Origin of the sequence: Paenibacillus daejeonensis DSM 15491 (genome assembly GCF_000378385.1) — a bacterium.
Taxonomy (GTDB): Bacteria; Bacillota; Bacilli; order Paenibacillales; family Paenibacillaceae; genus Paenibacillus_D; species Paenibacillus_D daejeonensis.
On record NZ_KB899661.1, the window covers coordinates 527,090 to 539,059 of the forward strand.

General features: G+C 56.3%; 8 protein-coding genes. All 8 read right to left on the minus strand.

The features are described from left to right. Positions 1-13: 13 nt before the first annotated feature. The gene (locus tag F556_RS33960; protein ID WP_020617462.1) at positions 14-1,609 is read right to left on the minus strand and encodes a YycH family regulatory protein; all 1,596 of its coding nucleotides are present in this window, start codon (positions 1,607-1,609) and stop codon (positions 14-16) included. Then, positions 1,606-3,441: a cell wall metabolism sensor histidine kinase WalK gene (gene walK / locus F556_RS0113330; protein WP_026297276.1), complete on the minus strand. Its 1,836-nt coding sequence runs from the start codon at positions 3,439-3,441 to the stop codon at positions 1,606-1,608. The genes F556_RS33960 and walK overlap by 4 nt, the downstream gene beginning before the upstream one ends. Beyond that, on the minus strand, positions 3,441-4,169 hold the full coding sequence (gene yycF / locus F556_RS0113335) for a response regulator YycF (protein WP_020617464.1): 729 nt from the start codon (positions 4,167-4,169) through the stop codon (positions 3,441-3,443). The genes walK and yycF overlap by 1 nt, the downstream gene beginning before the upstream one ends. A 197-nt stretch (positions 4,170-4,366) precedes the next feature. Further along, a complete protein-coding gene (locus F556_RS0113340; protein ID WP_020617465.1) occupies positions 4,367-5,914 on the minus strand; it encodes a M23 family metallopeptidase in 1,548 nt (515 codons plus the stop codon). Positions 5,915-6,051: 137 nt separating this feature from the next. Then, positions 6,052-6,939, minus strand: a complete 888-nt coding sequence (locus F556_RS36275; RefSeq protein WP_026297277.1) for a hypothetical protein — start codon at positions 6,937-6,939, stop codon at positions 6,052-6,054. Positions 6,940-7,299: 360 nt separating this feature from the next. After that, a complete protein-coding gene (locus F556_RS0113350) occupies positions 7,300-9,774 on the minus strand; it encodes a glycoside hydrolase family 31 protein (protein ID WP_020617466.1) in 2,475 nt (824 codons plus the stop codon). Positions 9,775-10,161: 387 nt separating this feature from the next. Further along, positions 10,162-11,046 (minus strand): carbohydrate ABC transporter permease, encoded by an 885-nt coding sequence (locus tag F556_RS0113355; protein ID WP_020617467.1) that lies wholly within the window; start codon positions 11,044-11,046, stop codon positions 10,162-10,164. An 18-nt stretch (positions 11,047-11,064) separates the two neighbouring features. Next, positions 11,065-11,955 carry an ABC transporter permease gene (locus F556_RS0113360; protein WP_020617468.1) on the minus strand — a complete coding sequence of 297 codons (891 nt, stop codon included), beginning with the start codon at positions 11,953-11,955 and terminating at the stop codon, positions 11,065-11,067. Positions 11,956-11,970: the final 15 nt, after the last annotated feature.

Sequence of the window (11,970 nt, forward strand, 5' to 3'; positions counted from 1 at the left end):
CGAGCCAGCTCCGTCAACCTGCCGAAGGCGTCAAGTCCCCGCCGTCCAGCGGGTCGGCATTGTCCAGCATGCCATCGTCAAGCTGGTTCACAGCCCCGCCAGCTGGGTCAATCTCATTGACCGGCGACTCGCTACCGGTCTGGTTGAAGGTGTCACCAGACGGGTTCAGTTCACCGCCCGTTTGGTTTGCCTCGCTTCCGCTGCCTTCACCGCCCGTCTGATTCGCCTCGCTGCCGTTGCGCTCGGCGTCCTCTTCCTCTGGCGTGCCCTCCTGTTCCTCGACTGGGGTCACCGGAATGGATGACTCCACCTGAGTGCCAGTTGGGAGGGCTCCCAGGAGGATGTCCTGCGTGCCATCGGTCAAGCGTACCGCCCAGACCGGCATGAGCGAGATCTGCTGCTCTTCCAGTACCTCTGCGCGGAGCGCTGGGTACAGTGCCCGCACTTCGGCTCGGCGCTCATACGCCTGCAAGGCCTGGGACAGCGATTCACCTGCTGGCAGGTAGCGGATCGTCTTGTCCGCTTCACCGCTCAGAGTCATGAGCGAGCGCTCATATTCACCGACAACGCCACGCTGCAGGGTCAGCCGAATCTGGCCGAAGCGCAGCGGTGGCTCCGTAATGACCGGCAGCGAATGCCAGTATTGCTGGAACACGACACCGCGTCCACCCTCGGCGCTGCCAGGATTGACGAAGCGGTGCTTGCCATCCCAGCCGCCGTGCTGATTGGTGAACTGCAGCCCGGCCATCACGTTCTCCGTCAAGTTGTTGACGTTGCCACTAGAGGCGACGGGGTCGGTATACCGCACCCATTGGCCGTTCTGCTCAACCTGCAGCCCCTGCTTGCCGTCGGTGAAGATCTGCGTGCCGCTGCGGTCACGGATCGTCCGCGTCACCGCGGGATCGAAGAACAGATTGCGCTGCATCTGCTCGGTTGTATATTTGTCGTAACCCACCACCGCCTGCACGGTCTCCAGCGGCTCGGTCGGCAGATAGAGCAATCCATCATTAGTCTGGTACGATGGCCAGTAGGCGCCGTAACCGACATACTCCTGGATATCACTGATCGTCAGATCCGCCCGGACCGACTCGTACACAACCTGGCGGTCGGAGCTGAAGAAGTACACCCGCACTTCCTCGCGCCCCTGCGGATTGAAGATCCAGATGCGGTCGATCTGATCGGCCAGGAATTGTGGATCTGCCTCCAGCTTCAGAACTCTCTGCAGCAATTCGACAGGCATCGCGCTGCCGAATCGCAGCTCTACGCCTTGGTCGCGGTTACGCACCTCGTTCCAGTCCACTGCGGTCCGCGCATTCCGTTGGAATCCCTTGAATTCGCGGCCCCGCAGCTTCTCCAGAATCCGCTCATAGAAGTTGGTCCCCGGGTAGAACACGGTATGTCGATTCTCACCCAGATGAAGCACCATGTCCTCAGGATAGATCAGGTTCTCAATCCGCTCCTCCGGACCCATACGCTCCGTCTGCACATAGTCCTGTTCGGTGGTCGTGGTGGTCCGCAGGGATGGGACACTGTAAGCCAGGAAATAACTCTGCACCAGACTCAGTACAACCAGCAGCACCAATGCACCCGTCTTGAACTTCTCGATCATGCGGACTCTCCCCCTTCCTCGAGGGCAGGCAGCGTGAAGGTCACCGTCGTGCCTTCGTTATACTCCGAGGCCAGGGCAATAGTCCCCCCATGGGCCTTAATAATTTCCCGGGCAATAGACAAACCTAGACCCGTTCCGCCCATATTCCGCGAGCGGGCTTTGTCGACACGGTAGAATCTGTCGAAAATCCGGTTCAAATCACGCTGTGGAATACCAATCCCGGTGTCGATGACGCCGATGGCAATCACACCAGGCTCCGGCTTCATCGCAGCGATCTCGATCCGCCCGCCATCCATCGTATACTTGATCGCATTGGAGACGAGGTTGTCGAGTACCTGATCGATCTGGTCCCGGTCGAGCCAGACCGACGAGATCCCGTGCTCGACACGCACCGACATGCCAATCGACTTCTGCCGCAGCTGGAAGGAGAACCGGTCGGCGACCTCCTCCAGCATTTCCGGCACGCTTGTCGGCTGCCGCCGCAGCGGCGCCTGGTTGGAGTCGAGACGCGAGAGGTGCAGCAGGTCAGTAACGAGTCGGATCATTCGCTCCGTCTCATTGCGGATGACACCGACGAAACGCTCGCCCAGCTCCCGCTCCTGCATCGCGCCGTCATCCAGCGCCTCCGCGTAGCTCTTAATCGTCGTTAGCGGCGTCCGCAGCTCATGCGATACGTTGGCAACGAATTCGCGCCGCGACTGCTCCAGCTTCTCCTGCTCCGTAACGTCCTGCAGCACCGCAATCGTTCCTGCAGCGCTCTTGTCGCGGCGGTAGATCGGCGTGAAGGTGACGCGAATCAGGCTGTCTTCCTTCTCAATCGACGGCTCCATTCGGATAATCGCCGTATGCTCTATGCCCTGAACGAGCTCCTGCACACGCTCCTCTGTCAGACCGAGCAGCTGGCCGAGATACTCGCCGTCATGCTTCTTCACACCCAGCATCTCCCGAGCACGCCGGTTGGTGACGATGACCTGACCGCGGTCGTCCGCAGCGACAACGCCATCGCTCATGTTGGCGAGGATCGACGCCAGCTTCTCTTTCTCCTCCTCATTGGCGGAGAGCGCCTCGCGCAGCCGGTCGGTCATATTGTTGAACGCCTGACTGAGCTGACCGATCTCATCGTCCCCGTACACCGGCACCCGCTGGTCAAAATCCCCCTCCGCCACCGCCGACGCATGCCGCGTCAGGCCTTTGATGGGGCTGGTAATCGTATGCGCCAGCAGCACGCACAGGACGCCCGTCATGCCGAGCGCAATCAGCATCCCGGAGACGAAGATCCGGTTCACCCGGTTAATCGTGTCATTCACTTCATTCATAGAGGCTACAATGTAGACGGCGCCGACAATCTTGGCCTGGCTCGTTCCAGGCCGCGAGATGACCGGTTTGGCGATCACCTTTTTGCGGACATTGTCGGCGTCGATAATATCTTCTTCGTTGTTGCTGATGCCCTGCAGCGCGCGGCTGACCGCGAGCGTCGTGTTCTTGCTGCCCACATAGGACTGATGCGCCACCACCGTGGTGGTGAGCACCTTGCCGCTGGCGTCGAGCACCTGAATCTCGGCTTCATTAATGCTGAACAGCGTACTAACCAGCCCCCGCAGATCCTCAATCATCTGCTCCTCCGTCAGCTGCGACGGCGCGAGCTTCTGCTCCACCAGACGGGTCAGCATGTCGGCCTGCTCATTGAGATTGTTCGTGAAGGAATCGGTCAGCGAGGTCTTCATCGTACTGATAAAATAAACCCCGATCAGCTGCATCGCGATCAGGATTAACAGCACATAGATGATGATCAGCTTGACCTGGATCGTGCGGAAGATCCGAATGCTGTTCATCATCCGTAGCCAAAACCGCCGGCTTTGGGATTACGCATCAGGTAGCCGAGGCCCCGGCGGGTAAGAATGTACTCCGGCTTGCTGGGATCATCCTCAATCTTCTCCCGCAGCCGCCGAATCGTCACGTCCACCGTCCGCACGTCACCGAAGTACTCGAAGCCCCATACCGCCTGCAGCAGGTGCTCACGAGTCATGACCTTGCCACTGTTGCGTGCCATGTAGTAGACGAGCTCATACTCGCGGTGGGTCAGGTCGAGCGGCTCCTGGTCCTTGTAGACGACGTACATATCGGTGTCGATGAACAGGTTGAAAATCTTCAGCCCCTGCTTCTCGCTCTCCGCTGGCTCCTGTGACGATGCGCTCTTTTGCTGCCGGCGCAGCTGTGCCTTCACTCGCGCTAATAGCTCCCGCGTGCTGAAGGGCTTGGTCACATAATCGTCCGCACCAAGCTCCAGCCCCAGCACCTTGTCCAGCTCTGTATCCTTGGCCGTCAGCATGATGATCGGCGTCTGCAGCTTGAGCCGCACCTCGCGGCAGACGTCCATACCGTCCTTGACCGGCAGCATGAGATCGAGCAGGATGAGGTCCGGCTGCTCCGCCAGCGCCAGCTCTACCGCTGTTCCGCCGTCGAAGGCACAGATGACCTCATACCCTTCCTTCTCGAGATTGAACTTGATAATATCGGCAATCGGTTGCTCATCGTCAACAACCAGGATTTTCCTCTGCACAAGTTACACCGCCCGTCGCTTGTCCGTATTTGTGTATCGAAGGACCGCAGCTTGCGGTCGTTAGTCGTTCTGTGTGTTCGCTCTCTATTTTACCATATCTGGGTGCCCCCGTTACAGCCAATGTTCGGGAAGTCCTTCCCCTTTACAAGAAGATCGCCGCAGCGGTCCACTACGGCGATCGGTATTTCGGTATGAGTTCAATTGAGGTATTTGCTTGGGTTTTGTGGCGTATCGTTTTTACGAATTTCGAAATGCAAATGCGTACCTGTCGAGCGGCCGGTGTTGCCCATATCGCCCAGCCTGTCGCCCTTCTCCACAATATCGCCTTGCTGGACCGAATAAGCGTCCAGGTGAGCGTATAGCGTCTTGTAGCCATTCTTGTGATCCACGATAATCGTTTTGCCGTAGCCATTGCGTGTGCCGACGAACTCGACAACCCCGTGGTCGGCGCTCAGAATACTCTTGTTGCCAACCAGGTCGATGCCATTGTGCATCCGTCCCCAGCGCGGGCCGTAGCTGCTCGTCATCCGTGCGTTATTCACCGGCCAGGCAAACGTGCCCGAGCCTTCGCCCGTAATGACCTTGGTGCCCTTGAGCACCACTTCGCTGAGCGGCGCCACCAGCACCTGCTCCTCGACGAGCTCTTCGTGCATCAGATAGCCGTTCTGCTTAATCAGCTTGAACGTGACCTGCTTCTGGCCCGGCTGGCCCGGACGCACTACCTTGGAGGTGCCAGCCATCAGCTCGGGATGCTCTCTGACCTCAATGGGTGCTTCCATCTCAATCGTTTCCTTGACCTGCTCTACCGTCTGTACCGTAATCGCCGGTCGCTCGACCGTCAGGTCAATGACTTCACCGACATCGATTGTGTCGCCCTCGATCCACGGGTTGTTCTGATAGATCACCTGGGAGGAGATGCCGAATTTGCTAGCGATACAGCCAATGCAATCTCCTTGCTGCACTGTATAACTGATCGGCTTCTCTACGCCCTCGGCGAGCCTGCGATACAGCTCGTCCTCGGAGGTTACACGCTCTGGCTCGACCTGGGTACGACCCGTGCCGACCTCTTCGAGAATCTCGACCGAGGTGACTTCCCGCTCATCCGCCGAGGCGTCCACCGCACTCTGGTTATGCGAGAGCGCCATCACCTGCGGTCCCTTGGGCTCGATGGATTCAATCGCATAGCGGTCCTGCACCTGCTGCAGTACCTTGTGTGCTGTACGCTCATCCTTTGCAATGCCGATCAGCTTGCCGTTCACGTTCACCTCATAGCCAATGGCATGGGTACTGAGTCTGCTTCCCAATACCAGCAGCGCGGAATCCGTGTCCGGGTCCGCCTTGTAGGCTTTATCCCGGATATACGATATCTCACCGGAGTCGAGCTCCATATGTATCTCGGGGTTGGCTTCGCGCGCCTCTTGCAGGCGCTGCTCCAGCAGCTCATCCACCCGCGCCGGGTCGGCAATCTCGCCGATCAGCTCACCATTCTGATAGAGATGGTAGTAGGTGACGGTATTCGTTTGTATATAGCGGTCAATCCCGTACCCTGCCATGACGAGCAGCAGCAGTGCTGCCGTTGTCAGCCAGAAGGGCTTGCGGGTCAACCAGCGAAAAGGCTTGCCTGGTGTCGTCAATGGACGACCTGTGTCTTGGGCTCTGAGCTTGCCATCTTGCTTGTTGGTAGATTTCGCCTGATTCGCAGGACCTACCTTATTATTCCTTGATGGTGGTGTTCCTAAGGTCATGATCTGCTCCTTTTTGCTCATCCAGCTAGATAGACTTGTCTCATCGAGCCGGCTCCGTGAGTCAGGACGGCTCTCCACGATTTCTACTCTAGCATAGGCAAGAATGGCAGATCAACAGCACTTCCGGGCTTGGGAGATTAATATTTACTTAGAATATTCATTAATTGAGCGTATTCCTCATCATTCAAATATTGGGCCACGATCTGCTGGACGCTGACCAGCTCCTCCTCCGTCAGACCGTTCTCCATATAGGTCGAAATACTCTGCCACGCCTCTTGCGGCAGCTTGTTCATGAGCAGGCCGAACATCAGCTGCTTATCCTCGTCGCTCATCTGCTCCTTGGCTTCGGCAATCTCGCCTGATGACATCACAGGCGAATCGCCTCCCGCACCACCCTCGGCACGCGTCCCCGTGCCGCTGCCGGTCTCCGTGGAGAGCGGCGGGCCTTGCTCCTCTTCGCTTCCCATGCCCGCTTCGCCACCTGGGCCGGTTGCGCTGCCGGGACCTCCACTGCTGCCGGATCCCGGCTCCCCGCTCGCACCGTTTGTTCCGGGGCCGGACCCACCACCAAGACCTCCGGCGCCCGTGCCGTCGGTGCCTGCTTCTGATCCACCGCTGAGACCTCCGGGGCCATCGCCACTGCCGCCCTCACCTTCACCATCGCCGAGCGCCGCGTCCACATCGTCATCCTCGCCATCTCCCCGGAGGCCGCCTGTGCTGGTAGTGCCACTGCCGGATCCCGTGCCGCCAAGGGCTGCTTCCTCCTCGCGCCCCGTTTTCTGCTGCTCTGTCTGCTCCGCTGTCTCCGTCTTGCCCGATTTCCGCGGCTCCGCACCCCACAGCTGTCCCCACAAGCCCGACATTGCCAGCGGTTGTACCTCCAGGGGCAGCTCGTACTGCTTCAATATCCCGTCCACATAACTAGTGACAATGACACCCGTGGTCCAGATGGACAACACGCTGATGAGCACCGCCGCTGCCATCGTCTTACCCAGCCACTCCGCTACTTTCGCTACCTTCCACATGTCTGTGTACCTCCCATACGTTCACTATATTTACCAGTATGGGCAAGCGGCAGAGTGGGCATTCACCTCTCGGCAACTCTTCTTGAAGACGTATCCACTCCATCCAGCTTAACTCGTTGCAATGTCAGCCTCGTCCCCCCACCCGCTTTCGACGTGTAAAGGTGGATCTGATTGGTCGGGTTGACTGGTAGGTAGGTGGATAGATAGTGGATATGCTGGGTTATAGAGGAACAAAAGTGTCTTATTTCATTCATCCCAATAACCAATTAACGCAAATTTCGTTCCACGTGTAACAAAAAAGCAGAGAAGAGGATCGTTCCCCTTCCCTGCTCTGCTATCACTCGTATATCTCCATGCCAGCTACGATACTGTCCCCGCCGAAGTAACCACCACTTCAAACGCATCATGCGTATTCGGCAATTGCAGCTTCAATTCCTGTGCGTCTGCATCGTAAGACCAGCTTCCGCCCAGGGCTTCCAGCTCTTCGGTCCCATCTGAGGTTGTCAGCGTCACTCGCTCAGGAGCATAAGCCAGCCATTTGATGCGAAGCTGTAACTGCTCCCGCAGCAGAGGCAGCTTCCTCACCCGGTAGGTGCCTGCCAAGACAATATCCCCCTGGTTGAAGCTCATCTTCGTGTCGAGCAAATTGTAAGAACCCTCTTCATACGCATAGGTGCGAGCATCATCCTCATACCATTGTCCCGTCGAGGTGGTGCCTGCCGAGCCCGCATAGACAACTAGTTCAATCGCTGACTGCGCACTCATCTCAGGCTTCCATGCCTCATCATCGGCCAGCTCGGCGATCAGCGCGCCAGCCTTGAGATACATCGGCATCCGCTCGATTGGCGCATACGCCAGGATATGCTGACCCCCGCTATACCGCTCTCCCGTCCAGTAGTCGATCCACTCCCCTGCGGGCAGGTAGACCGAACGCGACTCGGTGTGTGGACGTAGAATCGGCGCAAACAGGAGGTCGCTGCCGACCAGGAATTGGTCGCACATCTCATACACCTTGCGATCGTCTGGATACTCCAGCACGAGTGGCCGCATGACGGGCATCCCGGTCGTGTGCGCTTGGTGGAATTGCGTGTAGAGATATGGCATGAACCGATAACGCAGCCGGATGTAGGTTCTACAGATGTCTTCGATCTGCTCGCCGAACGCCCATGGCTCTTGGCGGATCGATTCGAGTACGCTATGGTTGCGGCAATACGGGAAGAAAGCTCCGGCCTGCGTCCAGCGCGCCAGCAATTCCGGCGACGTATGATGCGCAAAGCCCCCGATATCCGGACCCGCGAACGGTTGGCCAGACAAGCCGAGATTCAGCACCATTGGAATCGACATCGCGAGATGCTCCCAGAAGCTGCGATTGTCACCTGTCCAAGTCGCGGCATATTTCTGAATGCCTGCATAGCCTGCCCGGGTCAGTACAAACGGCCGCTCGCCACCCAGTTGTTTTCTCAAGCCTTGCTGCGTGGCCATCGACATCAGCATGCCATACAGATTATGCAGCTCACGATGCGACTTTGGCGTCCCGTCATTGCCGTGGACCACATCCAGATCCATCGTTTTCGTCGTATTGAATACCGCCGGCTCGTTCATATCATTCCAGATGCCTTGGATGCCGGATTCGGTATAGTAGCGGTGCTGCTCGCCCCACCAGTCGCGAACCTTCTCCTCCGTATAGTCAGGGAACGCGCTGGCTCCCGGCCATACGTCGCCGATGAACAGGTCACCCTCCAGCTTTTTGCAAAAATAATCATGCTGCACCCCATCCTGATAAGGCCCATACTCCGGGTCCTTCTTCACTCCAGGGTCGACGATTGGAACGATCCGAATGCCCATCTCCTGCAGCTGTTCAATCATTCTACGAGGGTTCGGGAAGCGAACCGGATCAAACGTAAACACGCGATACTCGTCCATGTAATGAATGTCGAGGTAGATGACGTCGCACGGAATCCGCTTCTCTTTGAACGTCCGAGCAATCGACATCACTTCTTCTTCGTTCATATAGCTGTATCTGGATTGATGATAGCCGATGGCCCAAGCGGGCGGGATGTCCATGGTGCCGGTGAGCCCACTGTACTTCCTCAAGACATCAGGCAGACCAGGTCCTGGGATAAAATAATAATCGATCGTCCCCGCGTTCACCTGGAACGTATACGCATCCGGCTGCGTGCGCATGTCGAAGGACGTGCGGCCGGGATTATCCAGGAACAGGCCATAAGACGTCTTCCCAGGCTGAAAATGGACGAGAAACGGAATCGATACATACAATGCTTCGATTTCCGGTACATGGGGATCGAACACGTCGGAATTCCACATGTCGTACTTTTCGCCTTTTTTGTCCAGAAAGCCCGTCTTCTCGCCCAGGCCGTAGATGTGCGACTCCGCCTCCATGCGGTTGCGGCACACATATTCCCCACGGTTGCTGCTGTAAATCTCCTCCTGCGAGGCGATAAGTTCACCCTGCTGCGTGTAGAAATCGATCTGCGCGGTTGTCTTATTGAGCTCCACCGTCAGCTCGGGCAGGAACAGGCGATACACATCGTTCGTTTCCTTCAGCTCACTGTAGACAGGGACAAACGCTTCCTGCTGCACGGCAATCGTGCTGTTCAGATCCTCCCGGTCGAAGGCTTTGCCCGGATCTAGCAGCAGCTTGATGCGGACGATGGCATCACTCACGGGCTGGAGCAGAATCTGGGCAAACTCCGCTTGAATCACATAGATTCCTTTCTGCGGCTCTACCGCAGCTCCCAGACGCCCCGGCGTCCACCTCCTGTTCGGTACTGTAGCTTCCATCATATCCGGATGGATTGTCTCACTCGTTTGCATTCACAATTCTCTCCGATCTAGAATTCACTTTTGATCACGAAGTCATTTCATTGAAGTGGTTTCGACTTCGAATCTTGAATGCATTCGGAATTTCCGGTGCTCACGTAGGTTCACCTACGCTCCGCTCCTCACTTCCTCCTGCATCCAACCTTCTCGGTGCTGAAAACCGAACTTTTGAACTCGCACGACTATGTAATTCTTTATTTTTATTTTTTTTGAATAACGATGCGGCACAAGCAGAGAGGAGAGGGAAGCTGGAGAAGCGAAGCGCTCGCCTTTGTCCCCGGATTTCAACCGCTAGAGCGGTTAGAAATTCAAGAAATCCGGGGACAACAGCGATCGGAAGCTCCCTCTCCTCTAAGCGCCCATCACGCACGTTATACTCTGCTAGCCCTTCACCGACCCCAACGTAATCCCCTTTACAAAGTACTTCTGGAAGAACGGATACACGACCAGCAGCGGCAGCATCGAGACGAAGATTTTGGCCGCGTTGAGCGTTTGGTTGGACATCGTGGTCAGGCGTTTGGCCGACTCGGCATCGATTTTCGTCAGATCGACGTTGGCCGATACCTGGCGAATATAGGACTGTAGCGGATAGTTCTCATTTTTAGTCATAATCAAGAGCGCTTGGAAAAACTCATTCCAGTGACCCACGATCGTGAACACCAGAATCGTCGCCATAACAGGCATGGAGAGCGGCAGGATGATTCCGAGCAAAATTCGCCAAGGTCCCGCACCGTCCATAATCGCCGATTCCTCCAGCTCCTTGGGCAGGTTGCGGAAGAAGTTCATCACGAGAATGACATTGAAGACAGGCAGACCACCGCCGAGAACCAGTCCCCAGATCGAATTGATCAGTCCAAGCGACTTCATCGTCATAAACCATGGCACCATTCCACCGCTGAACAGCATGCAGAAGATCAACAGCCACATGAAGAAGTTTCTTGGCTTGAAGTCCTTGGACGTCTTGGACAACGGATAGGCCATCAGCAGGACGACAAAGAAGGTAATGATCGTTGCAAAAAATACCCGCTGCACCGAGATCCAGAAGGACCGGAAAAACTGATTGTCCTCCACGATCATCTGGTACGAGGATAGCGTCAGCCCTTTGGGATAAAAGAAAACCTCGCCCGCCGCCACGACCGAGCGGTCGCTTAGCGAGACGACTAACGTGTACCATACGGGCAATATGCACGCCAACGTAATACACAGGATCAGGAACACATTGAGGCCGTTGTAAAGCTTGGATATCGCAGAGCGCTCCTCTATCACTGCTGCCCCACCTTTCCGCTAGAAAATTCTATAGTTGGCAAACCGGTATGCTAACGTATAGGAGATTGCAATCAACACCAGGCCAACGACCGACTTCAGCAGACCAACCGCTGTAGCAAGCCCGTATTGCATATCGAGCAGACCTGCCCGGTACACCCAGGTATCAATAATGTCCCCGGTCGAGTAAACCGAAGGGTTATACAAGTTGAAGATTTGGTCAAAGCCGGCATTGAGCACGTTACCCAAGCTCAGCGTACCCAGAAGAATCGCCACCGGGATGACGCTCGGGAGGGTGATGTGCAGAAGCCGTTTAAATTGAGAAGCCCCGTCGATGGCGGCGGCCTCGTACATTTCAGGGTTAATGGAGGTTAAGGCTGCGAAGAAGATGATGGCGGCAAACCCGAATTCCTTCCACACATCACTCAGCACGACCATCCAAGGGAAAATGCGTTCATTGGCAAAAAACAGAATCGGCTCCGAGCCGAACATGGCCAGCACCTGATTTACAGGGCCTGTGTACGACAGGATATCCAGCATGATTCCTGCGACGATAACCCAGGACAGGAAATGGGGCAGATACACAATCGTCTGCACCGAACGGGTAAACAAACGGTTTTTCACTTCATTTAGCATCAGAGCGAAGATCAGGGGCGTAATCAAATTGCCAGCCATCTTGAGAGCGGCGATGAAAATCGTATTTTGAAACACTTGCCTGCTGTCATCCAGTTGGAACATATACTTAAAATTCTCCAGACCAATCCAATCCGATTTCATAATTCCCAGGCCGGGGTTGAAATCCTTGAAAGCCATGAGCACGCCATACATTGGCAACAGGTTGAAAAAAAACAACCAGATCAAGCCTGGCAACAGCATGACATAATAATGCTTGTAAGCCCCGCGATTCAACATAATACCTACTCCTTA

Coding starts and splice junctions, on each gene's coding strand:
- F556_RS33960 (WP_020617462.1), bottom strand. CDS start 1,609: ATGATCGAGAAGTTCAAGACGGGTGCATTGGTGCTGCTGGTTGTACTG.
- walK (WP_026297276.1), bottom strand. CDS start 3,441: ATGAACAGCATTCGGATCTTCCGCACGATCCAGGTCAAGCTGATCATC.
- F556_RS0113340 (WP_020617465.1), bottom strand. CDS start 5,914: ATGACCTTAGGAACACCACCATCAAGGAATAATAAGGTAGGTCCTGCG.
- F556_RS36275 (WP_026297277.1), bottom strand. CDS start 6,939: ATGTGGAAGGTAGCGAAAGTAGCGGAGTGGCTGGGTAAGACGATGGCA.
- F556_RS0113350 (WP_020617466.1), bottom strand. CDS start 9,774: ATGCAAACGAGTGAGACAATCCATCCGGATATGATGGAAGCTACAGTA.
- F556_RS0113360 (WP_020617468.1), bottom strand. CDS start 11,955: ATGTTGAATCGCGGGGCTTACAAGCATTATTATGTCATGCTGTTGCCA.